General features: G+C 62.1%; 24 protein-coding genes and 1 pseudogene. 5 read left to right on the forward strand and 20 right to left on the reverse strand.

Features of this window, described 5'->3' with window-relative positions:
* Nucleotides 1–85: pseudogene (locus VSX56_RS18160) on the forward strand (electron transfer flavoprotein subunit alpha); the annotation flags it as partial.
* 50 nt (nucleotides 86–135) lie between these two features.
* Here the strand turns inward: VSX56_RS18160 and VSX56_RS18165 are convergent.
* From VSX56_RS18165 to VSX56_RS18210, 10 genes are all read right to left on the reverse strand, one after another.
* Nucleotides 136–930, reverse strand: coding sequence for an HpcH/HpaI aldolase family protein (locus tag VSX56_RS18165; RefSeq protein WP_339115378.1), 795 nt, complete (start codon nucleotides 928–930; stop codon nucleotides 136–138).
* A 24-nt stretch (nucleotides 931–954) separates the two neighbouring features.
* Nucleotides 955–1,770, reverse strand: coding sequence for an ABC transporter permease (locus VSX56_RS18170; protein WP_339115377.1), 816 nt, complete (start codon nucleotides 1,768–1,770; stop codon nucleotides 955–957).
* Nucleotides 1,770–2,582, reverse strand: coding sequence for an ABC transporter ATP-binding protein (locus VSX56_RS18175; protein WP_339115376.1), 813 nt, complete (start codon nucleotides 2,580–2,582; stop codon nucleotides 1,770–1,772). Before VSX56_RS18175 ends, VSX56_RS18170 begins: the two co-directional genes overlap by 1 nt.
* On the reverse strand, nucleotides 2,579–3,643 hold the full coding sequence (locus VSX56_RS18180) for an ABC transporter substrate-binding protein (protein ID WP_339115375.1): 1,065 nt from the start codon (nucleotides 3,641–3,643) through the stop codon (nucleotides 2,579–2,581). The genes VSX56_RS18175 and VSX56_RS18180 overlap by 4 nt, the downstream gene beginning before the upstream one ends.
* A gap of 98 nt (nucleotides 3,644–3,741) precedes the next feature.
* Entirely contained in the window at nucleotides 3,742–4,062 is a 321-nt protein-coding gene (locus VSX56_RS18185) for a non-heme iron oxygenase ferredoxin subunit (RefSeq protein ID WP_339115374.1), read from the reverse strand.
* Between the two features lie 24 nt (nucleotides 4,063–4,086).
* Nucleotides 4,087–4,734 (reverse strand): GntR family transcriptional regulator, encoded by a 648-nt coding sequence (locus VSX56_RS18190; protein ID WP_349295284.1) that lies wholly within the window; start codon nucleotides 4,732–4,734, stop codon nucleotides 4,087–4,089.
* Between the two features lie 26 nt (nucleotides 4,735–4,760).
* Entirely contained in the window at nucleotides 4,761–5,165 is a 405-nt protein-coding gene (locus VSX56_RS18195; protein ID WP_339115372.1) for a RidA family protein, read from the reverse strand.
* 15 nt (nucleotides 5,166–5,180) lie between these two features.
* On the reverse strand, nucleotides 5,181–5,843 hold the full coding sequence (locus tag VSX56_RS18200; protein ID WP_350939035.1) for an RraA family protein: 663 nt from the start codon (nucleotides 5,841–5,843) through the stop codon (nucleotides 5,181–5,183).
* A 15-nt stretch (nucleotides 5,844–5,858) separates the two neighbouring features.
* Nucleotides 5,859–6,374, reverse strand: a complete 516-nt coding sequence (locus VSX56_RS18205) for an aromatic-ring-hydroxylating dioxygenase subunit beta (protein WP_350939036.1) — start codon at nucleotides 6,372–6,374, stop codon at nucleotides 5,859–5,861.
* The gene (locus VSX56_RS18210; RefSeq protein WP_339115369.1) at nucleotides 6,371–7,642 is read right to left on the reverse strand and encodes a Rieske 2Fe-2S domain-containing protein; all 1,272 of its coding nucleotides are present in this window, start codon (nucleotides 7,640–7,642) and stop codon (nucleotides 6,371–6,373) included. The genes VSX56_RS18205 and VSX56_RS18210 overlap by 4 nt, the downstream gene beginning before the upstream one ends.
* Before the next feature lie 207 nt (nucleotides 7,643–7,849).
* Between VSX56_RS18210 and VSX56_RS18215 the strand changes: the two genes are divergently transcribed.
* Genes VSX56_RS18215 through VSX56_RS18225 form a run of 3 tightly spaced genes read left to right on the forward strand, consistent with a single transcriptional unit; the run spans nucleotide 7,850 to nucleotide 11,162 of the window.
* Nucleotides 7,850–8,731: a fumarylacetoacetate hydrolase family protein gene (locus tag VSX56_RS18215; protein WP_339115368.1), complete on the forward strand. Its 882-nt coding sequence runs from the start codon at nucleotides 7,850–7,852 to the stop codon at nucleotides 8,729–8,731.
* On the forward strand, nucleotides 8,728–9,918 hold the full coding sequence (locus VSX56_RS18220; RefSeq protein WP_350939037.1) for an NAD(P)/FAD-dependent oxidoreductase: 1,191 nt from the start codon (nucleotides 8,728–8,730) through the stop codon (nucleotides 9,916–9,918). The genes VSX56_RS18215 and VSX56_RS18220 overlap by 4 nt, the downstream gene beginning before the upstream one ends.
* Before the next feature lie 53 nt (nucleotides 9,919–9,971).
* Complete coding sequence (locus tag VSX56_RS18225; protein WP_350939038.1) at nucleotides 9,972–11,162, forward strand: MFS transporter; 1,191 nt, start codon at nucleotides 9,972–9,974, stop codon at nucleotides 11,160–11,162.
* On the opposite strand, the gene VSX56_RS18230 is transcribed toward VSX56_RS18225, so the two are convergent.
* A complete protein-coding gene (locus tag VSX56_RS18230; protein ID WP_349295279.1) occupies nucleotides 11,144–11,803 on the reverse strand; it encodes a GntR family transcriptional regulator in 660 nt (219 codons plus the stop codon). The two genes, VSX56_RS18225 and VSX56_RS18230, sit on opposite strands and share 19 nt — an antisense overlap.
* Before the next feature lie 151 nt (nucleotides 11,804–11,954).
* Between VSX56_RS18230 and VSX56_RS18235 the strand changes: the two genes are divergently transcribed.
* A complete protein-coding gene (locus VSX56_RS18235; protein ID WP_350939039.1) occupies nucleotides 11,955–13,316 on the forward strand; it encodes a lyase family protein in 1,362 nt (453 codons plus the stop codon).
* 9 nt (nucleotides 13,317–13,325) lie between these two features.
* Here the strand turns inward: VSX56_RS18235 and VSX56_RS18240 are convergent, their stop codons facing one another.
* The 9 genes from VSX56_RS18240 to VSX56_RS18280 all read right to left on the reverse strand — a co-directional run.
* Entirely contained in the window at nucleotides 13,326–14,975 is a 1,650-nt protein-coding gene (locus VSX56_RS18240) for a dipeptide ABC transporter ATP-binding protein (RefSeq protein WP_350939040.1), read from the reverse strand.
* Nucleotides 14,976–14,978: 3 nt separating this feature from the next.
* Complete coding sequence (locus VSX56_RS18245) at nucleotides 14,979–15,812, reverse strand: ABC transporter permease (RefSeq protein ID WP_350939041.1); 834 nt, start codon at nucleotides 15,810–15,812, stop codon at nucleotides 14,979–14,981.
* 20 nt (nucleotides 15,813–15,832) lie between these two features.
* Nucleotides 15,833–16,846 carry an ABC transporter permease gene (locus tag VSX56_RS18250; RefSeq protein ID WP_339115361.1) on the reverse strand — a complete coding sequence of 338 codons (1,014 nt, stop codon included), beginning with the start codon at nucleotides 16,844–16,846 and terminating at the stop codon, nucleotides 15,833–15,835.
* 4 nt (nucleotides 16,847–16,850) lie between these two features.
* Nucleotides 16,851–18,407 carry an ABC transporter substrate-binding protein gene (locus tag VSX56_RS18255; RefSeq protein ID WP_350939042.1) on the reverse strand — a complete coding sequence of 519 codons (1,557 nt, stop codon included), beginning with the start codon at nucleotides 18,405–18,407 and terminating at the stop codon, nucleotides 16,851–16,853.
* A 70-nt stretch (nucleotides 18,408–18,477) separates the two neighbouring features.
* A complete protein-coding gene (locus VSX56_RS18260) occupies nucleotides 18,478–19,809 on the reverse strand; it encodes an LLM class flavin-dependent oxidoreductase (protein WP_339115359.1) in 1,332 nt (443 codons plus the stop codon).
* 359 nt (nucleotides 19,810–20,168) lie between these two features.
* Entirely contained in the window at nucleotides 20,169–21,665 is a 1,497-nt protein-coding gene (locus VSX56_RS18265) for a multicopper oxidase family protein (RefSeq protein WP_350939043.1), read from the reverse strand.
* Between the two features lie 44 nt (nucleotides 21,666–21,709).
* Complete coding sequence (locus tag VSX56_RS18270) at nucleotides 21,710–22,033, reverse strand: hypothetical protein (protein WP_350939044.1); 324 nt, start codon at nucleotides 22,031–22,033, stop codon at nucleotides 21,710–21,712.
* Nucleotides 22,034–22,083: 50 nt separating this feature from the next.
* The gene (locus tag VSX56_RS18275; protein WP_350939045.1) at nucleotides 22,084–24,519 is read right to left on the reverse strand and encodes a heavy metal translocating P-type ATPase; all 2,436 of its coding nucleotides are present in this window, start codon (nucleotides 24,517–24,519) and stop codon (nucleotides 22,084–22,086) included.
* 923 nt (nucleotides 24,520–25,442) lie between these two features.
* Nucleotides 25,443–25,776, reverse strand: a 334-nt coding sequence (locus tag VSX56_RS18280) for a transposase (protein ID WP_350938465.1), incomplete at its 5' end; no start/stop codon positions are given.

Raw genomic sequence — 25,776 nt, forward strand, 5'->3', positions numbered from 1 at the left:
GGAAGCCCCGATCTTCCAGATCGCCGATTACGGCCTCGTGGCAGATCTCTTCGCCGCCGTGCCAGAATTGACCTCCAAGGTCTGAGACAAGAAAGGGGGCCGAAAGGCCCCCTTTTGACTGCGCTGGTCAGTGCTTCAGAACCAGCGCTTTTCGAAACTGCGCCCGCCCAGTTCGGAGAGCATGGGCCGCAGCTGGCGCGACATCATACCGACATCGGAGCCGAGCCCCACCATCCGGAAGCCCTGCTCCAGCCGCGTCACGAGATCCGCATTATCCATCGCCATGATCCCCGATGCGATCCCTTTCCGGCCCGCCTTCTCGAGCACCGTCAGGATCTCTTCGGCAACACCCGGCCCTTCCCATTCGCCCAGAAAGCCGCGCGAGGAGGACAGATCGGCAGGGCCTAGAAAGATCGTCTCCAGTCCCTCGACCTCGAGGATGCTGTCAATATTATCAACCGCATCGCCCAATTCGATCAAGGGAATGACCATGCATTCCTCATTTGCCATCGCCAGATATTCCTGCAGCTTCAGACCCCAACGCAGCGAACGTTCGCCACCGATGCCGCGTTGTCCGCGAGGCGGATAACGCCCGAACTGCATGCCCAGCTCCAGATCCTCCGCCGTGCGCACCAATGGCAAAAGCACGCCGTCCGCGCCCAGGTCGAGCGCGCGTTTGATCGTATCCACGGTAATCGCCGGCACGCGCACCAGCACCGCCAGATCACTGCCGCGCGCCGCCCGCAGATGCTGGGCCACGTCCTTATAGTCGAGGCAGCCATGCTCCATATCGAGCGTCACCCAATCAAGGCCGAGTTCAGCGGCCAGTTCGGTGACGGTTGCGGATTCCATGGTGACCCAGAGCCCCTTGCAGGGCGCATCGCCCTTCAGTTTGGGGCGGAGCGGATTACTAAAGTCTGGTAAGGGCATTTCAATCAATCTTTCAGCGAGACATTATTTGCGTTTGGTCCAGAAGACGACGCGTTTTCCGATCAGGCGCAGGCAGAGGTTCAACACCGCCGAGATTGCGCCCAAGAGCAGCAGGAGAGCGAAGACCGAGGCGAGATCCAGCGAGAAGTTGGCCTGCAGGATCAACACACCGATGCCTTTGCGCGCGCCCACAAACTCGCCCACGATGGCGCCCGTGACCGACAGCACCAGCGCCGCCGACAGCCCCGCAAAGAGGTAAGGCAATGCCGAGGGGATCAGCACCTGTGTGAGGATCTGCAGACGCGAGGCCGCAAGTGCCCGCATCAGCTCTATACGGTCATGTTCGGTCGCATGCAGACCCGCGAGCATATTCACCAGCACAGGGAAGGCCGCGACCATCGCGACGATGGCGATCTTGGCGCCAAATCCGAAGCCAAACCACACGATCATCAGCGGTGCGATGGCGATCTTGGGCATGGATTGCAGCGCCACGATATAGGGGAAGACCAGCCGGTCGAGCGCGGGCCAAAGCACCATGACCACGGCAATCGACATGCCGATCAGGGTGCCCGCAACAAAGCCTGCCACGATCGAGCTGGTGGTGGCCGCCGCCGCCTCGACATAGGCACCGCTTGCAAGGCCGTTGATCAGCGAGTGGACGACAGCCATGGGATGGGGGAGCACATAGCCCGGCACATCGAAAATATCCACACAAAGCCACCAGACCACGATGATAAGCGCCGCCGGGATCAGGTATTGCGCGCGCTCATAGACCCCGCGCAGAAGAACAGGGCGGACCGTGCGGAATTGCGCGGGGGCAGCAGTTGTTTCGGCAGGCATCAGTTATCTCCCATATCGGAGGCGCCAAGCAGGCGGCGCAATTCGACCGAGATCTCGGCAAAGGTGTCGCTGGCCATATGGGACAGCTGGCGCGGGCGCGGCAGCGGGTTCTCGATAACTTTCAGCACCCGTCCCGGACGGCCCGTCATCACGATGATCTTGGACGAGAGGAAAACCGCCTCCGAGATGCCATGCGTCACGAAGACCACGGTTTTCTGCTGCTTCATCCAGATCTTCTGCAGCTCGAACATCATCTTCTCGCGGGTCAGCGCATCAAGCGCCGCGAAGGGCTCGTCCATAAGCAACACATCGGGGTCATGCAAAAGCGACCGCGCAATGCCCGCACGCTGCTGCATCCCGCCCGAAAGTTCCCACGGATGGCGGTCGCCAAAGCCTTCAAGCCCGACCATCGCCAGCAATTCGTCGGCACGCTTGCGGGCCTGCACCATATTCTCGCGCGCGACACGGGCGGGCATGGCGACATTCTCGCGGATATTGCGCCATGGCAGCAGAACGGGCGCCTGAAACACCATGCCGAACTCGCGCGTGGGATGGGTGATCTGGGTCGCCCCATGACTGACACGGCCCTTGGTGGGGCGTTGCAGCCCCATCAATACCCGCAAAAGGCTGGATTTGCCGCAGCCGGAAGGGCCGACGATGGTGACAAATTCGCCCTGTTTGATCTCGCAGGAAAACTCCTCGATGGCGACCACCTTGGCGTCCCCCTGCCCGTAGGCAAGGGTGATATCGTCAAGGCGGATTGTCGTATCCGCGCGCGTTTCGGAGGCCATGGCGCTATCCAGCGGGGTCATTGCGCAGCCGCCTTGGTCGCAATGGACAGATCGACCGTGTTGACCTGATCGATCAGCTCGTCGGTATAGAGCGATTTGACGAAAGCATCCAGTTTGGCCTTATCGGAGAACTGCTCGGCGACAGAGGCAAATTCCATCAGGCCAGTCCATGTGCTGTCGGACATCTCGCCCCATTTGGTGGAGCTATCCTTGTAGTCCTTCCAGATCTCGGCGGTGCGGTTGATATAGATCTCGCCCTGTTTGAGCGCTTCCTCTTCGGAGATACCGGCAGGCTTGCTGGTGAAATCCCAGAAATAGCGGGTGGCTTTCTCGGGGTTGATCTCCATGAAGGTCTGGTTCAGCACCACCCCTTCAAGCGTGCGGGCCGCAACATCGGGATGCTCCTTGAGGAATTTGGTATTGGCCACAATCACCCCCGACGGCTCGGGCGGAGCGTAATAATCGAAGGACGCGCCAAGGATCTCCAGCGCCGCCGACAGCCCGCGCGAGAAGCTGATCGCATCCACATCGCCCGATTTCAGCAGCGAATAGGCCTGTGCCCCCGAGCCGATGGCCACGATCTCGTATTGATCCGGCGCGACGCCCAGCTTGGACATATAGGCCTTCACCCAGGTGACCGCGCCCGACGACATGCTGAGCACGCCGATACGCTTGCCTTTCAGCCCCTCGGGACCCGAAATGCCGGTGCCTTTGGGGATGGCCACGGAATAGACCGGCGCGATATCTTGCAAGAACACGGCCTCGACCGGGAGGTCGGGCTGCTTGAGCTTGGCATTGATGAGCGCCGAAAGACCCATATAGCCCATATCGGCATCGCCCGACGCGACAAGCTGCAGCGCCGCGGCCGAGCCCTGAATGGTCATCACATCGGCATCGAGACCGAGTTTTTCATAAAACCCGGCGGGAACGCCTAGAAAAACGAAGCCGTGATAGGGCAGAACGGTCGAGCTGGGCAGAGCGATGGAGACATCATCAAGCTCTGCGGCCTGACCCATGCTGGCGGCGAGGCTGGCCACCAGAAGGGCACCGGCCTGAAGGGTTCTCGTGAAACTATGGTTCATAATCTTGCTTCCCTGTTGTGGTTGCTATGGCTGGAGAACCGCATCGCTGCTCTTGCCGGCGGCTGATGCGCGAGAAGACGGGTCAGGCTGCAGGAGCCTCAAACGCGGACATAGATGCCGCCGTCGTATTCGGCGGTCGCAAAGATCGGCAGCGCCTTGTCGGTTGGCGCGTCGATCGGCTCGCCGGTCTTGATGGAGAACAGCGCCTGATGCAGCGGGCATTCGATGCAATCCCCGTCGAGATAGCCCTCTGTCATGATCGCATAGGCATGGCTGCAGATATTGGAGGTGGCATAGATCACTCCCTCGACGCGGTAGAGGGCGATCTCTTCCTCGCCTACATTGACAGAGGTCATCTGGCCTTCGCCGAGCGCGTCACTATCGAGCACGCGGACCATGTCTTGCACATTCTGGGTCATGGGATTTCCTTGGCTAGGTGGGGGCTAGGGTTTCAGGTTGGCAACAAGGCGCCGCGCGGTGCGGCTGCAATGGATGGCGCATAGCTCGCCCGCAAGCTCGCTATCGCCGGAGCGCATGGCCGACAGGATCTCGCGGTGGTCGCGGCTGGCCTCGGTCACGTCACCGGTGACCGACAGTTCGATGCGCATATAGGGTTCCACCTGATCGCGCAGTTGCAACAGAAGACGCCGCAGCCTCGGGCGGTTGCAGCAATCGAGGATGTAGTCATGGAAGCGGCGGTTAAGCAGGCACCATTCGGCCAGACCGGTCGCATGGGCCGTATCGGTTGCCTCCATCCGGTCCAGAAGGTCCTCGAGCACCAGCATATCGCCGGGTTTCTGCGCCTTGGTGGCGATCTGGCCCGCATGGCTTTCGAGCACCATACGAAGATCGAAGATCTCGCGGATCTCGTCCTCGCGCAGGGACACTACGGCAAATCCGCGCCGCGGGCGCAGCACGAGGAACCCTTCGGCCTCGAGCCGCGAGAACGCCTCGCGCAGCGGCACACGGCTGGTGGCATATCGGCGCGCCAGATCCTCCTGGCGCAGCACCACCCCGGGCGCCCAGATACCCGACAGGATCTTCTGCCGGATATCGGTGTAAAGCGTTACGGCGACAGGTGTGACACTCATGGCTTCCTCCTGCCCCCTTACCCGCGTCAGATCGCAACGACCGCTTCGACTTCGAGGATGAACTCGGGCTTCACGAGGCCCTGCACGATCAGCAGGGTGTTCGGCGGGAAGATCCCCGACGGATACCATTCGGGGAAGTGGGCCGCGCGCTTGTCCATGAAAGGCTGGATATAGTCGCGCGAGGTGGTGAAGGTGGTGAACTTCACAACCGACGCCATGGTGCCACCCAGACCCTCGATTACCCCTTTGAGATTGCCGAAGACCTGATCGAACTGGGCGTTGAAATCGCCAGCGCCCACGATATCGCCTGCGGCATTGACCGACAGCTGCCCCGCAACAAAGCGATACTGGTCGCCCGCGACATGGCCCACCGAGGTATAGAGGCCCTGCGCCGGAACCGAGCCCGGCGGATCGATATAATCGATTTTCATAACTATGTCCTTGAGTTAGTCGATAAAAGTCGGCTCGGGGATATTCAGCACTTCGTAAAGCGACTTCGGTCCCTCGAAGATGGTCAGCCAGTAATCCTCGGTCTTGCGGAACTCCTGCACCTTGGCGAAGATCTCTTCCTCCCATTCGAGCGGCACGACGGTGATCCCGTCCATATCGCCCAGGATCAGATCGCCCGGTTTGACGGCCAGACCACCACAGGCGATCGGGATGTCCATCTCGCCGCCAAAGGCCTTGTGCGGGCCCTTGGGCGTGACGCCTTTGCAGAAGATCGGATAGCCAAGGTCGATGGCTTCCTTGATGTCACGCACGGCGCCGTCGATCACCAGACCACCCAGGCCCCGCTTGATCCCTTCGAGCGCGGTAACGCCGCCAAACATCGCGACCTCGCAATTGCCGCCGGCTTCGGCCACCACCACCTCGCCCGGGCGGGCATAGGAATTGGCGTAATGGATGATCGAGTTATCGGCATGGATCGCGCGCACGGTGCGTGCCTGCCCGCAGATCCGCATGGAACGGTCGAGAGGCTTGATGTCATGGCCCATCGCCTGACCACGGTTCATCATATCGGAGGCCGAGGCGGTGTTGACCTTGCTCCATACTTCAAGCCGTTCGGGGCTAAGCTGGCGGAACTGGGATTTATATATGTTGTAAGCCATTGTCTTTCCTTTCGCTTAAAGCGGCACGGCGATCAGGTTCGGCACCGAGAAGGTATCGAGCACCACGATCCGTTCGCGCAACTTCGCGCCATCGGCGGTGAAGACGATCTTGTCTTCGTAATGGCCGGCCACGAAGAGCTTGGAGAAGCCCTCGAGCGTGGATTGCACGATCATGAAATTGGTATGCGCAATCAGGATACCGTTCTCGTAGCTCTGGAACTGTGTGCCGTTCAGGAAATGGCGGTCCCAATGCGGGTTGTATTTGGAGGACACATCCAGAACCATCAGCCGGTCCTTGATGATATCGAGGCTATCGCAACGGATGATCGCCGACGGGTAGCCGCAGTCGATATTCTCGCGCGGGATCACATGATAGCACGAGGTCTTGTCGAAACAGTCGATCCATGCCTCCAGTTCCATCCGGTCCAGATGCAGCACACTGTCGAGGATCAGCTCGGAGGCCTGCTGGCGGATCTCTGCGGGAATGGTGGGGTTGGAACGCGCAACCACCACGTCTTTCATGTCTTTCATTGTTCTGCTCCTTCCGGCGCAAAGCCCATGAGCTGCGCGTAATAGGCCCAGAAGCCACGGATGGTGACTTCGTTCACACGGGTGTCGCGGTCGCCGATGGAGCCGATACCGCCCATCTCGATCACCGCCATCTCGTCCTCAGCCGCCGATTTGGTGGTGCGGTGCACCATCTCGAGCGCCTCGCCGTCTTCCATGGAGATCAGCCCCGCCGGACCCACCATATTGGCCTGGTTCAACCGGTGCTGGACCATCTCCTCGCTGTCATCGGCATAGGTATAGAGCACCCATGTCAGTTCGAACCCGTCCACACCCAGAGTGCGGATCTTGCGCATGGCCAGCGTGTTGCCGATCTGGTGGAAGAAGCAGTTCGGGAAGACATTCATCACGCGGGTCGACATGCCGAAGGGGTTTTCGTCGATGATATTGACCATCGAATAATCGTTGAGACCCGCGATCTCGCCCTTCTTCACGCCGTTCTCGATATAGGCTTTGAGCGCCTCTTCATCGCTATCCGAGCCCTTGTACTGGAACAGGATCGAATGGCGGTGCTTCTCGTCCATATAGCCGCCCGCGACCTGCGTCAGGCGCGACAGGCCGAAGGTGCGGTTGAACTCGTGCAGGAGCGAGCCGTGATAGGCGTCCTTGATATTCTCGGGATAGAGCTTCCAGTTCGCCGCGATCCGCTGGCGCTGATAGCCGAGGATCTTGATCGGACGGTTGAACATCTCGCCCACATGTTTGGTGAAGAGCGGGCCGAGATAGTCCTCGATCGGCTCCATATCATGGTGGAACGTGCCGAAGATCACCCCGTTGAACGACGTCACCCGCACTTTCACCAGATTGTGGTTCTTCATATCAAAACATTCGGGCATGCCGCCCTTGCCATTGGCACCACGGCGGAAAGGCACACCCTTGAGGTCGCCCTTACGGTTATAGAGCCATGCGTGATAGATGCAGGTATGCTCTTTCGCGGTGCCCCAAGGCTCGCGCACGATCTCGGCGCCACGGTGGGCACAGCGGTTCACGAAGGCATAAAGCTCCCCGTCATCGTCACGGTTCACAACGACCGGCGTATCTCCCACATGGCAGACGCGGAAATCACCCGGATTGGGAATTTCGGCCTCGAGGCAGAGCACATTCCAGCAGCGGCCACGGAAGATCTTTTCCTGCTCGAGCGCATAGATCTCGGGGTCGTGATAAATCGAGTAAGGCACGCGCGAGTAGTCGTTGCGCGGCCAGTTCACTTGCACTCCGGCAAAATCCTTCATCGGTCTGAATCCTTTGGGGTTACGGCAGCTATGCCAGTTGGCTTTCGTACTCGGGCCTCTTTTGTATTCAGAAAGACAAAGTAAACCTGAGTCAATGGTGTTTATTTAAGCGTAACCCCAAATTTCTGGGGTATGCTTACATTTTATGCATTCAAAAGGCGGAAATTACCCGCATTATGTATTCAGAATCGAAAAAGGAGAGAATTCATGAGATTCGTTCGCTTCGCTCTGAAATCCGGCAACATCGATCAGGCCCGCATTGGAGCCCTGTCCAAAGACAGTAGCCAGATTCTACCCTTGGATGCGCTGTGCCGGTCAGGCGATCTGCTCGATCTGATCGGGCGCGAGGCCGAGGCCGAGGCGCTGGCCGCCACCGTCACCCCGATTGCCGCCGCCGATGCCACGCTGCTGGCACCGATCCCGCGCCCCGCCCGCAATATCTTCTGTGTCGGAAAAAACTATCACGCCCACGCCGCCGAATTCCACCGCTCGGGCTTTGATGCCTCGGCCGGCCAATCGGCCACGCCCGATTTCCCCATCATCTTCACCAAAGCCTCCAATACCGTCACCGGTCCGGGCTGCGAGATCCCATCCTGGCTCGATGACAGCCAGAGCACCGATTACGAGGGCGAGCTGGCCGTGATCATCGGCAAAGGCGGGCGCGGCATCAGCAAGGAGAACGCGATGGACCATGTCTGGGGCTATACAGTCGCCAATGACGTCACCGCGCGGACCCTGCAAAAGGACCACCGCCAATGGTTCATCGGAAAATCCATCGATGCCTTCTGCCCGATGGGCCCCTGCATCAGCACCGTCTCCGAGATCGCCGATCTGAATACAATGCGGCTGACCACCCATGTGAATGGAGAGAAACGACAGGATGCGGTGATCGCCGATCTGATCTTCGACATCCCCACCCTGATAGAGACACTGTCGAAACGCCTGACACTCGAGCCGGGCGATATCATCCTGACCGGCACACCCGAGGGTGTGGGCATCGGCATGACCCCTCCCGTCTATCTGGCCAAGGGCGATGTGGTCAGCGTCGAAATCTCGGGTATCGGCCTACTGGAGAACACTGTGGCATGACCCATCACATCATCATCGGCGCGGGCCATGCTGGCATGGCGGCCGCCCGCGAGCTGGCCAAGCACGGGCAGGTGACGGTCATCGATGCCGACCCGCATCTGCCCTATGAACGCCCTGCGCTCTCGAAAGAGTTCCTGCTGGCCGACAGCTTTCCCGATCCCCAGTCGCATGACTGGGGCGCGATCACCTTTGTGGGCGGAACGCGCGTGGCCGAGATCCGGCCTGACGCGCACGAGATCCGGCTCGAGGACGGAAGGGTTCTGGGCTACGACCGGCTCCTGCTGACCACGGGTGGCACCGCGCGTGCCCTGCCGGTTGCGGGGGCGGAAATGATCCTTGGCCTGCGGGATCTCGGGGATGCGCGCAAGCTACACGGGCTGTTGCGCGAGGCGCTCGACATCGCGATCATCGGGGCGGGCGTGATCGGGCTCGAAGTTGCATCGACCGCGCGCAAGCTGGGGCTTGGTGTGCATGTGATCGAACTGGGAGATCGGGTAATGGCGCGGTCGCTGCCGCCCGAGATCTCCGATCTGCTGATGGCGCGCCATCGCGCCTCAGGCGTGCAGTTCCATATGGGCACGGGGCTCGATCACCTGCGCACCCGCGACGGGCGGCAGATCCTGCATCTGGGCGATGGCAGCGATCTGGAGGTCGATCAGACCTTGGCTGGTGTGGGGTTCACTCCCGATACCGGACTGGCCGAAGCCGCGGGGATTGCCTGTGATCACGGGATTGTCGTGGATGGCGCGGGCCGGACCTCGGCCCCCGATATCTTTGCTGCGGGTGACGTGAGCGTGTTCCCCGATAGTCAGCAGAGCCCCAGCCGCTGGCAGACATGGCAGCATGCGCAGCGTCATGGTTCCCATGTTGCCAGGGCGATGGCGGGACAGAGCAGCGACTACATGCCCCTGCCATGGTTCTGGACCGACCAGCAGGGGATCAACCTGCAGGTTCTTGGCAGCCCGCTCCGGGCCGATCACTGCGTCCTGCGCGGCGCGCCCGAGGGCCCTTCGACCCGCATCTATCTGCGGGATGGTCAGGTCGCCGGAGCGGTGATGATCGACCAGGGCCGCGACACGCGCCCGCTGACTGCGCTCATAGAGAGCGGGGCCAGCCCCGATCCGGTCGCGCTGGCAGACCCTGCCACCCCGCTGCGCAATCTGATCCCCGCGCGCTCTGCCGCCTGACCGCCTTGCGCGCGCCACTTCCGGCGCGCGGCTCCCCTAGTTCCGGACGTCCCATGACCCAGACCCGCCATGACTGGACGGTGATCGCTTCTGTCTCGACCGTGCATTTTGTCAGCCATATCCATATCCTCGCCCTGGCGCCGCTCTTTCCCTTGCTCCAGAAGGAGTTCGGCTGCGGATATACGGCGCTCGGTCTGATCGTGATCGGCTACAACCTCGTCACGGCGCTCTTGCAGACACCAATGGGGCGGATCACCGACCGCTTCGGCGGGCGGGCTCTTCTGGTGCTGGCTCAAATCGGCGCGGCGCTGGCCTTTCTGGCCGCCTCCATGGCCCAGTCCCTGACCGGACTGGCGATCTGTGTGGCACTGGCCGGCATCGCCAATGCGGTCTACCACCCTGCCGATATGGCACTGCTGAGCCGTCATGTCAGCCACACGCGCCGTGCCCAAGCCTTTGCCACCCATTCGCTGGCAGGTATCGCGGGCTTTACCGCAGCCCCCCTGCTGATCGGTGCATGGGGGCTCATTGCAGGCTGGCGCGCGGGCTTGATGTTGACCGCCACATTGTCCTGCCTTGGTCTGATCGCCCTAATTGTGTTGAATACGCTACCGCTCGGAAAGCATATCCCCAACAACACCGGATTTTCCCGACGCGTTCCGGCATGGAAAATCCCCGTCTTCCGGCGCCAGTTCGGGCTGTTTGCGGCCTTCGGAGCAATCTCGGCTGCCTCGCAGGGGTTCATGATCCCCGCGCTTCTGGCCTGTAGCGGCATGAAAGTCGGCGCCGCCACGACATTTCTGAGTGCCTATCTCCTCGCCATTACGCTCGGTGTGGCTCTGGGCGGCATGACTGCCCGCAGGCTACTCCCCGCCCGCAGCCTGATGTTCGGCATGGGAGGCTCGGCGCTATGCTGGGCATTGGCAAGCCTCACCCTCCTGCCACAACCGCTTCTCTTCGCGGTCATCTGCGTGGCAGGTCTTGCCAACGGCCTGGCGCTTCCCTCGCGCGACACGCTTCTCGCCGGTCTGGCGGAGGGCCCGGATCAGGCGGCGATCTTCGGCTTTGTGACAGCCGGTCTGGGCGTCGGTCAGGTGATCGCCCCGCTGGTCGCGGGACCACTTGTCGATCAGGGGCTCGGGGTCGCGCTTTTTCCGCTGCTGGCGGCGCTCTCACTGGCCTGCCTTTTGGGCCGCGAAGCCGCGCCTAGCTCCGAAACCGCCGGTCATTCCCTGCCCAGATGATCCAGCAGACGGCGCTCGGTCCGACGGCAATGGGCCGAACACAGATCTCCGGCCAACTCGGCATCACCGGCCTGCAATGCCCCGATAATCTCCAGATGGTCCTGCATCGCTTCGGCCACATCCACGCTGAGGGCGACCTCCATACGGACATAGGGCTCGACCTGATCGCGCAGCAGCAATGCGATCCGCTGCAGGCGCGCGCGTCCGCCAATCGCAAGGATCCGCTCGTGGAAAGACCGATTGGCCTGCGCCCAGATCTGCCGACCCTCGGGGGTCGAGGCATCGGCCGTCACCATCTCTTGATGCAGCTCCGTCAGCGCCGCAAGGTCCCCATCACTGCGTTTGCGGGCCGCGATCTGCCCTGCCTGACGCTCGAGCACGCTGCGCAGATCGAAAATCTCGGCCATCTCCTCTGCCTCGAGCGAGACCACCGCATAGCCCCGCCGCGGGCGCGACAGCAAGAACCCTTCGGCCTCGAGCTTCGAGAACACCTCGCGCAACGGCACGCGGCTGACCTCCAGCTGGCGCGCGATATCTTCCTGCCGCAAAACAGAACCGGGCGGGTATGCGCCCGACAGGATCCGCTCGCGCACAGCCGCATAGATCCGGTGCGCAATCAGCTCGCCATCTGCCAGTCCCATCTCGCGCCCCTTCATGCTACTTGCCACAGATAGTCCGCCCCGCGACAAAAGTGAATACAAAAACAGCCCCCGTCCCGGGCACCGCCAGCGGGAGAGCATTTGACGTGAAGACACCGCTTCTATATCCCAAACCCGACGAGACGAGGTCCATATGCCGCCAATCCCATCCCCTGCAGCTCCCTCATTGTCCGAGGGCCGCGAAATCGAGGATATGATCGACCGCGCCCGTGTGATCGCCGCAGTCGAGGCCGGACGGCTGGACGCGAGATCGGCGCGCACCTGCCTCGCACATCTTGCCGCAGGGATCGAGGGAAACCGGCAGGGCGCGCTCCATGATCCACTGGGCGGCCCGTTGCCACAGGCCGAGCGACAGGCGCTGCATTTCCGTATTGGCAGCCGCGAGACCCTGCTGGGCCTGATGCAGGCCAATTACCGTTTGCGCGAGGCGGTCATCGGCTTTGCGGAAACCCACCGGCAGGCGATCTATCTGCATTGCGCCTATGGCGAACCCGCCGAGCCGCGTAATTTCGGACATTGGGCGCTGATGGCCGACAGCGCGCTTGCGCGCGATTCCGAGAGGATGGTGGCTCTTTATAACCGGATCAACCGCTCGCCCGCCGGGGCCGCAAACGGCAATGGGGCCGAATTCGGGCTCAACCGCTTGATGCTGGCCGATCTGCTGGGCTTTGACGGGTTGGTCGAGAACACGCTCGATGCCGCACAGAGCCGCGATCTGGTGCTCGAATGCGCCGGCGTTCTGGCGATCTGGGCGCAGACGCTGGCGGGTATCGTAACCGAGATCCTCGGCCATGCGTCCCCCTGCGAACGGCGGATGGTGCTGCCGCTCTGGGTTCTGCGCCCGAGCCTTCTGAAATCGGAGCGCGCGCCTGAGCAATTGCTCGAATTGCGCCATTTCTCGACGCGCGCAATCGGGTTCATGAGCGGCCTTTTCACCAGCGAGAGCGCCGCGTCAGGGCCGGTCGAGCGTCTGGGAAACCAGCGCCAGCTGGGCGAGCTTGCCAATGAGCTGGCCGTCCGGCTGGAGGTATTGGCGCGTGTATTCGAGGATCTGGAACTTGTCCCCGAACGCGGCACTTCAACCGTAACCGATGCCGTTTACCGCTCGCCGCCGCCCGAACTGACCCGCTTCCTGCAGGACCGCTCGGGTCTCTCATGGACGGATGCCACGCTACTCATCGACGCCGCCCTGCGGGATCTGGACGCCAAGTCCCGCCCGCTTTCGGCGCTGGCGCCCGAGGATATCGCGCGGGCTGCACAGGCCGAGGGCTTCCCCGCTTTCGACCTTTCAACAGACGAGCTGCGGAGCCTGCTGGCGCCAGAACATTTCATCGCCCACCGTAATACGATCGGTGGCCCGGGGGCGGATTCGATGGCAAGCGGCATCATCTCGGCACAGGCACGCATCCGGCTCGGCCTCAACCGGCTGGACGAACGGAGGCGCCAGGTCGATGCCGCAGGGGCCCGCCTGCGCGCCGCGATGAAGGCGATCTGAACGGGCGCCTCAGGCGACCTTCGGGCCGTAGCCCGCACGCCCGAAATCGCGCCCGCCAAGGCTATGATCGAGCGTCTTCAGCAGCGTCTGCGTATAGGCGTGGCGAGGGTTGGCGAAAATCTCCTCGGTCGGCCCGATCTCCAGCAGCTCGCCATGATAGAGCACCGCGATGCGGTCGCACATATAGCGCGCCACCTCCAGATCATGGGTGATGAAGACCATCGAGAGACCCTGCTCGCGCTGGATCTCGCGGAAGAGGTCCAGAACCCCCGCCCGCACCGAGACATCGAGCTTCGACACGGCCTCGTCGGCGACGATCAGCGAGGGCTGCAGGCAGACCGCACGCGCGATTGCCACACGCTGCAGCTGCCCGCCCGACAGTTCGTGCGGATAGCGCCCGGCATGCTCGGGCGTAAGCCGCACGCGCTCCAGAAGTGCGCGCACCTGTGCTGCAAGCTGCGCCTTGTCGCGCAGGCCGGTGAGCCGCAGCGCCTCGCCGAGCGACTGGCCCATCGTCTTGCGCGGATTGAACGAGCCACCCGGATCCTGGAATACCATCTGCAATTCGCGCCGGATCTTGCGCAGGCCCGTCTCGCCCATGCGGGTGATGTCGCGGCCCTTATAGGTGATCTTGCCGGTGGGATCATAAAGCCGCAGCAGACAGCGCCCGAGCGTGGTCTTGCCCGAACCGGATTCTCCCACAAGGCCGATCACCTCGCCCTTGCGGATTTCGAGCGAGATATCCTTCAACGCCTTGAAGGCCGCGCGGGGGCCCACCGGCGGGAAGGTGAGCGAAAGGTTCTCGACCTCGAAAAGCGGCTCCTTGACGATGCTCGGCGCAGCCGTTGCAGGGCGCGAGAGCGCTCGGGCTGTATCGATCAGGAGTTTCGTGTATTCATGTTGCGGCGCCTCGAAGAGCTGCGTGGCAGGGGCCACCTCGAGCACCTCGCCCGCGCGCATCACCGCAATCCGGTCACATAGCGAGGCCGCGACCGCCATATCATGGGTGACAAAGATCATCGCCGCATCAAGACGTTGCTGCAGCGCGCGGAAAAGCGTGAGGATCTGGTGCTCGACCACCTTGTCGAGATTGGTCGTAGGCTCGTCCGCCACGATCAGATCGGGCTCGAGCGCCAGCACCAGCGCGATCAACGCCCGCTGCAACATGCCGCCCGACAACTGGTGGGGATAGAGGTCGATACTTTCCTCGGCGCGGCGGATACCCACCTCCTGCATCAGCGCGATCGCCCGCGCGCGTGGCGCCGTCTCGCTGCGGGCCTTCATCCCGCGACGTTCGACACGGGCAAAGATCTGCTCGAAATGCCAGCCGATACGCTTGGCGGGGTTGAACGAGCCCACGGGATCCTGAAAGATCATCGCCATGCGCACACCGCGCAGCCCGTCAAACTCGGCCTCACTCAGCGCGGGAAGCGCCGCGCCATCAAAGCGTAGCTCGTCCTGGGTCACATGCGCATTTCCGGGCAGAAGCCGCAGCAAAGCCATGCCGGTCATGGTCTTGCCAGAGCCGGACTCGCCAATTATCCCCAAGATCTCGCCACGGTAAAGATCGAGATCGACCCCGTGCAGCACCTCTTTGCGCGAGGCCCCCTTGCCGAATGCGACCTTCAGATTGCGGATCGTTACCAGAGGTTGCTTCATGGCTCAGGCCCTTTCGCGCAGTTTGGGGTCGGTCAGATCACGCAGCCCATCGCCCAGAAGATTGATCCCCAGAAGCGCGATCGAGATGGCCACGCCGCTCATCGTCAGCACCCAAGGCGCACGGGAAAAATATTCGCGCCCATCGGCCATGATGCCACCAAGGCTCGGCGTAGGCGGCTGCACGCCGAGACCAATGAAGCTCAGCCCCGCCTCGAGGATGATGGCAAAGGCCACCCCCACCGACGCCTGCACGAGGATCGGCGCGAGGATATTGGGCAGGATATCGGAGACCATGATCGCCAGCGGATACCGCCCCATCAGGCGGGCGGCCTGCACGAAGGGTTCCTCGCGGATCAGGCCGGTATTGTTGCGGGTGATACGGGCAAAGATCGGCAGATAGACGAGCGCGATCGCGGCCACGAGATTGGCGGTGGAAAAGCCGAAAAGCACCATCAGGAGCATCGCCAGAATAAAGCTGGGGAAGGCAAAGAGCAGATCCATGAGACGCATCAGCACGCTATCGACCCACCCTCCCCAATAGCCCGACATGATCCCGATGGCCGAGCCCAGAGCCGCTGCCAGCAGGATCGAGCCCGCAGAGATTACCAGCGAGACCTGCGCCCCCTGCAGCACGCGTGACAGGACATCGCGCCCGAAACTGTCGGTGCCGAACGGATGCGCGAGGCTCGGCGGGGCCAGCATCGCCATGAAATCCATATCTTCGGGACCATAGCCGATAACATGCGGCCCGATCACCACCACAGCGACCATCACGACCACGATGAGAAGGCCCACAAGCCCCGTCGGATGGTGTAGAAGACGTTTGAACGATGACATAGGATACCCCTTATCCGGCCTTATTTGACCGTCTGGCGCGGATCGAGCGCCGCACACAGGCAATCGACCGCCAGATTGACCGCCAGCACGATGACTAGAAACACCACCGTGCAGGCCTGCAGCACGGCATAATCACGCGCGAAAGCGCCATCGACCATCAGCGAGCCGATGCCCGGAATGCCGAAGATCCGCTCGACCACGACGACCCCGCCAAGGATGTAGCGGATCTGCAGCCCGACCACCGTGAGATAGGGCACGAGCGAGTTGCGCAGCACATAGTGAAGGAAGATGAAGCTCCTGCGCAGGCCGAAGGACGTGGCCGCCGTCACATGTGCCCGCGAGATCGTCTCGATCAACACGGCCCGCAAGGTGCGGGCAAAGACCGCAGCCATCGGGGCTGCAATGGCCAGCGCCGGCAGAAAGGCGGCATGGAACGCGCCCGTGAGGCTCTCGGAGGGCGCGACATAGCCGAAGGCCGGAAACAACCCGAGCCCCAGCGACAGCCCGAAGATCAGCACATAGCTCATCCAGAAATCGGGCATCGAGATGCCGAAAACCGCGATCGAGGTGGCGATGGTGTCGGTGGCCCTGCCACGGCGCAGCGCCGCCGCTGTGCCCAGCACGAGCGAGATCACTACCGCCAGCACCAGCGCAAGCGTCCCCACGAAGATCGTGGCAGGCAGCTTCTGCGCGATAAGCCCCGCCACCGGCAGCCCCCGTGCGACCGCCAGAGACTGGCCGAAATCGCCGGTGACGAACCCGCCGAGCCAGCCGAGATACTGCATCCAGACCGGTTGATCGAGGCCGTATTCGGCACGGAAGGCCGCGATGGCATCCGGCGTCGCATTCTCGCCCAATGCGGCCAGAGCAGGATCGCCCGGCGCCGCCTGCATGGTCAGGAACACCACCAGAGTGCCCGCCAGCAGCACCACGAGCCCACCCAGTATCCGCTTTGCCAGATAGGCGGCAAGCGGCCCCCATCTCTCGGCGAAGGACAGTCCGGGCGGCGCCTCGGCCCCGATCAGATCCGACATGGGATCAGGCCTCCTTCATCTTGTAAAACTGGTCGCCGTAATTCGAATAGGCTTTCTGGTCGAAGCCCTCGATGCCGGGACGCAGCAAGTTCGAGATATTGGAGAAGAAACACGGGATCAGCGCCACCTCGTCCATCGCGATATCCTCGGCCTGCTTGTAGAATTCGGGACGTTTGGCGGGGTCGGTCTCGGCTGCGCCCTTGGCCGCCAGTTCATCGACCTGCGCATTGGAATAGCCCTGGAAATTGCGCCAGCCGGTGCTGGTCAGCAAACCGCCCACATATTCATCGGGGTCGACCATTCCGAGCCAGCCCCAGACACCGGCCACGAAATCTCCCGATTTCTGGCGCGCATAGGCGGCATTGGCATCGGTGACCTCGACGGTCAGCTTGGTGCCCAGCACCTGATTGACCTGCGCCACGAAGATCTCGGCAAAACGCTTCCACCAGCCGCCACCCCATGTGATCACCGGCACCTCCATCTCGTCGGGCTTGTATTTGGACTTGGCAAGCTCGGCTTTGGCGGCCTCGGGATTATAGGTCATGTATTTGCGGGTGGTGCCGGATTGATACTCGGCCAGCTGCGGCGGGATGATCCCGTCCGCGGCCACGCCCTCGCCAAAGAGCACAGCCTGCACGATCGCCTCGCGCTGGAAGGCCATCGAGATGGCGCGGCGGAAATGGATATCGTCGAAGGGCGCCTTGGTGAGGTTGATCGAGATGAAGCGCGTGTTGAGCCCCGGCTGGCGCAGGAGCGTGACGCTGTCATCCTTCATGAGTTGCGCCACATCGGCGGCGGGAACGGTCGAGGTCATATCGATCTGCCCGCCCTTGAGTGCGGTCACACCCGAGGCTTCCTCGGCAATCAGCGGCACCTCGATCTTGGCAAAGGACGGCGCGCCCTCGAAATACTCGGGATGGGCCTCGAGCGTCAGCCCCTCCCCCGCATTCCATTCCTTGACCTTATAAGCACCGGTCCCAACGGGCGCGCGCGAGAAGGCATCGGCGCCCATCTCCTCGAAGGCTTTCTTGTTGATGATCTGCGTACCAGTCCGGCTATTGGACAGGAAGGTCAGCAGCGGCGCATAGGGCGCTTTGGTATGGATACGCACAGTGAGGGGATCGGGCGTCTCGATCTTGCTGACCTCGGAGAGCTTGGAGGCATTGGGCGAGGCCAGATCGGGCGACATCACCCGCTCGAAGGAGAATTTCACATCTTCCGAGCTGAGCACCTCGCCATTGTGGAATTTGACGCCGGGGCGCAGCTTGAACTCGAACCCACCGGTCTCGATCGGGCTATAGCTCTCGGCCAGATCGGGCACGAGCTTCATATCGGCGTCGAATTTCATCAACCCGTTGAAGGTGCTCCACATCACATAATATTCGGGGATCAAGGTCGCCTGCGCCGGATCGAGCGTATTGATCACGCTATAGCCGGTGATCGCGGCGCGCAGGCTGGTGGATTGCGCCATCGCGGCACGGGTTGACAGGCCAAGCCCGCCCAGCAGGCTGGCCGCGCCCATGCTTTGCAAAACAACACGTCTGGAAATCGAGGAGGTCATTGCAGTCTTTCCCTGTTGCTGCCCGCGTTGATGCGGATCGTTTGACGAAGACGGAATTAGAGAGAGGCGCTTACGCCTCGGCCAGCGTCCTGGCTGCGCCGAAAACGGGGCGCTTGCGGCCCAGCGTCTCGCGCAGCGTCGTGCCCGGATAGTCGGTGCGGAACAACCCGCGGCTGCGCAGCTCGGGCAGGATGAAGCGCGAGAGATCCTCCATACCCTGCGGCAGGAGCGGCGGACAGATATTGAACCCGTCACAGGCCCCCGTCTCGAACCACAGCTGCATGTCATCGACGATGCTCTCGGGCGTGCCGATCATGTAGCGCCCCGTAAAGCCCGCCGCGACAGTCTCGTAGAGCTGGCGGATGGTCAGATCCTCGTCTTTGGCCTTTTGCAAGAGGCCCTTGGCAATCGAGATATTGCTATGCGGCAAATCCTGCGGCACCGGACCATCCAACGGATAACCCGACAGATCGCCTACGAAATTATAGAGGATATTGAGCCCCGCCAGCGGGTCGATGAGCGCCTGCAGTTCGTCGAATTTTGCCTGCGCCTCGGCCTGCGTCGCCCCCACATAGAGCGTGATCCCCGGCATGATGAGCGGCGGCTCCTCGCGGCCCAGCTCTGCCGCGCGCGATTTCAGGTCGGCATAGAAGTCCCGCGCCTCCTCGACCGTCTGCGCGACGGTATAGACGATATCGGCATGGCGCGCGGCAATGTCCCGCCCCTGCGCCGAGGCCCCCGCCTGCACGATCACCGGATGCCCTTGCGGGGTGGGTGCCGAATTCAACGGCCCGCGCACCTTGAAAAAAGCGCCTTCGTGATCGAGGACATGCACCTTCTCGGGGTCGTAAAACTCGCCTGTTTCCTTGTTGCGGACAAACGCGTCCTCCTCCCAAGAGGCCCAGAGCCCCTTGGTCACATCGACGAATTCCGCAGCGCGCGCGTAGCGTTCCTCACGCGGGAGATTGGCGGTCTTGTTGAAATTCTGTGCCTCCTGATCGGACCATGAAGTCACCACATTCCAGCCCGCACGACCGCCCGAGATATGGTCGATCGAGGCGAATTTGCGCGCGATATGATAGGGTTCGTTATAGGTGGTGGAGGCGGTCGCCACGAGGCCGATATGGCGCGTCGCCCCGGCGATCGCGGCCAGCAGCGTGAGCGGTTCCAGCTCGGCATTGCGCATGTCATGCGACATCGCGCCTTCGGGCCGGTCGACCCCACGCACCGCCAGACCATCGGCGAAAAAGATCATATCCAGCTTCTCGGCCTCGGCGGCCTGCGCAATCGCACGGTAACTGGAGAAATCGAGATTACATCCCGGCCGGTACTCCGGATGGCGCCAGGCTGCCACATGATAACCGTGATACCGCATCGAAAGCCCGAGGCTCATCTGTTTCATCGCGAGACACCCATCCAGTTTTTGTATACTGAAATTAAGACTCGCCTTTAGCTACGGATCACGCACAAATCCGGACTTCCGAATGTTTTTAGCTCATGCTTTTATATATGCCGATTATTTATACTATTTTCCACCATCATGTCCTAATTGACACGCAGAGACTCCACACCTACCAAAACATTCCGGCCTAACAAGATCCTAAACCTTTCTTATTGGTATACTGAAAATATATGCTCTGGCGTTCATGCGTCAGACGAAACTGGCGCAGGAGAGGTCTCCTGCGCCAGTGGGGCAACCGGAATTGCCCATGGGGAACCGGTCGTGAGGACCTTATCGTGAGGAAGCCTAGACTGGCCCCGTCAGGCGCTTGCCGCGACCTGCAACTCGGTCATCATCCCTGTCGCGAGATGGCCCATATGGTGGCAATGCAGCATCCAGCGCGCGGCCTCGCCCGCATCGAAGGCGATGGTGACCATATTCATCGGCGGCACCACGACCGTATCGCGTCTGGCGCCCGCAAAACGGCGGCCATTGATCGCCACGACCTGGAACACATGGCCATGCAGATGCATCGGATGCGCCATCATCGACATGTTGTGGAAGGTTATCTCGACCCGCTCGCTATGGATCACCGGGATCGGCTCGTGATCGGCCCAGACCTGACCGTTGATCGTCCAGCGATAGGGGTCCATGCTGCCGCCCAGCATGACATCGTGATGACGACTGACCTCGCGCACGGGGAGGCTCTGCACTGCCCGCAGCCGGTATTCCAGATCAAGATCTTGCGTCGCGGCAGGTGCCTCGACCTGCGCATCGCCCGATAGCTTTGCGATCGAAGCGCCTGCGCTGGCCAGAACAAGGCCGGTCTGCTTGGTGCTGCCCTCGCGCTTGGCGAGAACAGGATAGGCCCCGCTTTGCGCGGGCAGATCCACAAGAATATCCATCCTCTGCGCCGGCGAGATCGGGAAGCGGTTCCCTGTCACGGGCTGGACTTCCTCGCCATCCGCCGCGACCAGCGCCCCTTCGACCGTGCCTAGATCGAGCCAATAAGCGGTCATCGAAGAGCCGTTGATGACGCGCAGACGGACACGCCCGCCCTTTTCCACCGTCACGACCTCCGGATCGTCGAGTGTGCGGTCATTGGCGAGATAGGCGTCGAACTCGAAATCGTTCAGATCCATCGCCATACCGGACATATGGTTCATCTTCGCTCCGCTGGAGTGGTCCATTGTCATGCCGGACATATCCATGCCCGCCATATTCCCATGCGACATGGTCGCGGAGCCCATCTGGTGTCCCGCCATCTGATGGCCCTCCATGTGACCACCGGCCAGCGTGTCGAGCACCTCCTCCGGCGCGAGGAAGCTGAAATCATGCAGGAACATCACGACCTCCTGCCGGTCCTCGGCCAGCTCATCCGAACTATGGACGATAAGCGGGGCCGCCAGCAGGCCCAACTCGTGCTGGGGCACATGCGAATGCATCCAGAACGTGCCCGCGCGGGGCGTGAAATCATAGGCGAGGGTCTCGCCCACCTTCAGCATCGGGTTGGTATTGGGCGCGCCATCCTGCGCATTGGACGGGATTTGCCCGTGCCAGTGGATGATCGTCTCGACATCGAGATCGTTGGTCAGATCGACGTGGAAGCGCTCGCCGGGCGCGAGGCTCAGCCCTTGGCTGCCCTGTGCATTCACAAGGCCCATGACACTGGCCGCGCGTCCGTTCACCTCTAGGACGCGGGTGGTGGCCTTGAGGCCCTGCGCTGTGCTTTGCGCCTTCACACGGGCAGGAAGAAACAGGCCAGCAGATGTGGCAACACTTGCGGCCAGAAAGCCGCGACGGGTCAGTGTGGTCATTGGAAATCTCCGTAAAACCGTTGGGGAAGAGGTTTTGGCGAAGATCAGGAACGTGGGGGACGAAGGGGCGGCGCCACGTTCCGGGAGGCCAGATCAAGCCGGAAGCCCGATATGTTCATCTCGCGGGCAAGCGGGCGGAACGCGAGCGGTGCGCTCTCGTCCTGTGCGGCCTGCGACAGAAGGCAATCCATCATACAGGACGCGCTATGGGTGTGGCTGTCGTGGTGGTGGCCATGCTGCGCCGTTACGGTGCAGCAGCGATCGGCAGGCTGAATCATGGATGCAAAGCTGGCCCCCGGCCCGAAGACGGACCAGAGCACGAGCGTCATCACCAGAACGGGACGCAGAAAGCGGAGCATCGTTCCCATGCCCGCAACATATCCTCTGCCCCATCCGGCGTCAGGTCACATTCCCGAGATCAGAGTTTCTGCCCCCGCAACCGCAGCGCATTGCCGATCACCGAGACCGAGGACAGGCTCATGGCCAGTGCCGCGATGACCGGCGACAGAAGCACCCCGAAGACCGGATAAAGGATCCCCGCCGCAATCGGCACGCCAGCCGTGTTATAGGCGAAAGCAAAGAAGAGGTTCTGGCGGATGTTGCGCATCACCGCCTGCGCCAGCCTGCGCGCCTTGACGATGCCGCGTAGATCGCCCTTCACCAGCGTCAACCCCGCACTTTCCACGGCGACATCGGCCCCCGTGCCCATCGCGATGCCGACATCGGCAGCCGCCAGCGCGGGTGCGTCATTGACCCCGTCGCCCGCCATGGCAACAGAAGCACCTCCCTTGCGCAGCTCCTCCACCAGCTTGGCCTTACCCTCGGGCGAGACACCGGCGCGGATCTCGTCAATCCCCAGTTTGCGGGCCACCGCCGCCGCGGTGCGCGCGCTATCGCCAGTCGCCATCACGATGCGCAGCCCCGCCTCATGCAGCGCGCGGATCGCCTCGGGGGTTGTCTCCTTGATGCGGTCGGCCACCGCAATCACGCCGATGATCCGGTCTGCTTGGGCCAGCATCATTGCCGTCTTGCCTTCGTCCTGGAGCGCCTCGATCCTGTCTGTCACCTTCTCCGGATCGGCGCCGCAATCGCGCATGAGGGCAGCATTGCCAAAGGCTACCTGATGGCCGTCGATCCGCGCTTTCACGCCCTTACCGGTGATCGCCTCGAACCCTTCTGCCTCGAGCCTCGGCGCGTCTTTTGCCCCTGCCAGAATGGCTTCTGCCAACGGATGTTCCGATCCCCGCTCGAGAGCCGCCACCAGCGACAGGATGTGCTCCTCCTCGCCTTCCAGCACGACCGCATCGGTCAGGGTCGGGCGGCCTTCGGTCAGGGTGCCGGTCTTGTCGACCACCAGCACATCTACCTTGGCAAAGCGTTCGAGCGCCTCTGCATCGCGCACCAGCACCCCTTCGGACGCCCCGCGCCCCGTGCCCACCATCACCGACATCGGTGTGGCCAGCCCCAGCGCACAGGGACAGGCGATGATCAGCACAGAAACGGCGGCCACCACCGCATAGCCAAGCGTCGGAGACGGGCCGAAGACCATCCACGCAATGAAGGCCAGCAGCGCACAGGCCACCACCGCCGGCACGAAAATGAGCGCCACACGGTCGGCCAGCCCCTGAATGGGCGCGCGCGACCGCTGTGCCTGCCCCACCATCGACACGATGCGCGAAAGTGTCGTTTCGGCCCCCACCGATCGCGCCTCCATCACAAAGCTGCCGGTTTTATTGAGTGTGCCGCCGGTCACCGCATCGCCTTGCGCCTTCTCCACCGGAACGGGCTCGCCCGTCAGCATGCTCTCGTCGATGGTCGAACCGCCTTCGATGATGGCCCCATCCACTGGCACCGTCTCGCCCGGGCGCACCCGTAGCCGGTCCCCGGCCTGCACCTGATCAAGCGGCACGTCCTCCTCGCCCGCGTCATTCACCCGCCGCGCGGTTTTGGGCGCAAGATCCATCACCGCGCGGATCGCATCGCCCGTCTTCTCGCGGGCGGTCAGCTCCATGATCTGGCCCAGAAGCACCAGCACCAGAATGACGGCCGCCGCCTCGAAATAGACCGGCGGCTGGCCGTGCATATCCCGCAGCGCCTCGGGAAAAATGTCGGGGGCCAGCAGCGAGACCAGCGAGAACCCGTAGGCCGCCGCCGTCCCCAGCGCGATCAGCGTCCACATATTGGGCGAGCGGTTGGTGACAGATTTCCAGCCCCGCACAAAGAACGGACGACACAGCCACAGAACCGGCGTCGCCAAGGCGAATTGCAGCCACAGGAAGGGCCGCGCCCCGATCCAGTCCTCGAACGGCACCCCGATATGTGCTCCCATCTCGAGGATGAACACCGCCGCCGCCAGCGGCCCCGCAATCCATAGCCGCTTGCGGAAATCGACAAGCTCGGGGTTCGGTCCCTGATCGGCAGAAGGTGTCATGGGTTCCAGCGCCATCCCGCATTTCGGGCAATCTCCCGGCTGGTCCTCGACAATCTCGGGATGCATAGGACAGGTATATTGCGTGCCCTCGGGCATTGCCTTCGGCGCGGGTCGATCGCCCAGATAGGCCTCGGGATCCGCCTTGAATTTTCTCTCGCAGTTTTCGGAGCAAAAATAGAATTTCTCGCCCTCCAGCTTGTGGAAATGCGCCGCCGTCCCGCGATTGACCGTCATACCACAGACCGGATCCTTGGCCTCGATATAGTCTTCGGGCGCGGCCACGAATTTGTCGTGACAGCCCTGAGAGCAGAAATGGTAGCTATGGCCATCATGCGTGGCACGGGGCTTTCCGGCATGCGGATCGACCGTCATGCCGCAGACCGGATCGCGGGTAACAGTAGAGGAATGGGCGTGGTCTTTCATGATCGCGGGTCCTTTTCGCTGGTCCGCCTCTCCAGATAGGGCCTCCACTCACTGGAGGGTCAAGCATGAAGGACGAAAAGATCGGCTTCAGACCCAACGTGCCGGTCCCCGCCCTGTTCCAAACACCTTGCTGCGCTATCGTGATCCGCTGCAGATGGAGGGACAGAATGACCATCGGCGAGGTGTCCAAAGCCACCGGATTGCTTGTAAGGCCGTCAAACGGCACCGAATATTGACCCTCAATCGACGTCTTACCTTGACGCTTCCGGCTCTGCGGCAAGTAGCGCAACGCGGCGTAACCATCACACAGCGCAGCTGCGTCGGGCCAGCGTGCCTCTAGTTCTGCGCGAGTCTTGAAGAGGCAACTCTCGTTGCTGATTTCGCCCATGTCACAATGATGCCTGAGGCGATCGGGGAAAGCTGTCATCCTCTTGAGATCGCAGAAGACCGAACCACTCTTCGAAGTCGAGATCGGTCATTAAGATCCTCGAAGGTCGCTCGTAAAGGCGGTTGGTAAGGTCGGACGAGCGCTGTATAACGGCTTAGGCGAGCGGCAGATAACCCAGTTCATGCAGGATCAGAAAGACAAAGCGGCAGAGCAGATCAGCGGTGTGGCATTGGCGGTCAGCAGGGCCTCGGCAACCAATTTTTAACGAGTGCGACCACATTGAAAAACCGGCCGCGTTTAGAGCGCCTGATACAGGATCGCATGATGCCGAAGGCACCGTGTGGCTCGCCAATTCCGGTGCCGCTGATCGAGGAGTCACCGGGGGCGAGGGCCCGTACCAGAGACGCATTTACTGGCTTTCCCTCGAAGGTGAGCTCATCGACCTCTTTGGCCAAGGAGAGCTCCGCGATGGTTATCTGGTACTTGTTTGGATCGTGTCCCAACTGATGGTGTAGCTCATAGCGGGCCGAGCTGATCAGTCGCGCTGCGCTGCAGGCAAGCTGACCACGACATCATCGCAGATTGGCGCCAGCGTTTCCAGTGTCATGTATCGACCGCGCTGGACGGTCCATTCCTCGGTCTGCTCCATCAGGATGGCCCCAACGAGGCGGCGGATCGAAGCCTCATTAGGAAAGATCCCGACCACGTCCGTACGGCGCTTGATCTCGCCGTTTAGGCGCTCCATCGGATTTGTGCTGTGTAGCTTCGTTCGATGCTGCTGGGGAAAGGTCATGTAGGCCAGCACATCCTCCTCGGCGCCGTCCATGAGGGTCGCCAGCTTTGGCAGTTTCGGACGCATCTGATCAGCG

Source organism: Thioclava kandeliae (genome assembly GCF_040297545.1).
Classification (GTDB): Bacteria; Pseudomonadota; Alphaproteobacteria; order Rhodobacterales; family Rhodobacteraceae; genus Thioclava; species Thioclava kandeliae.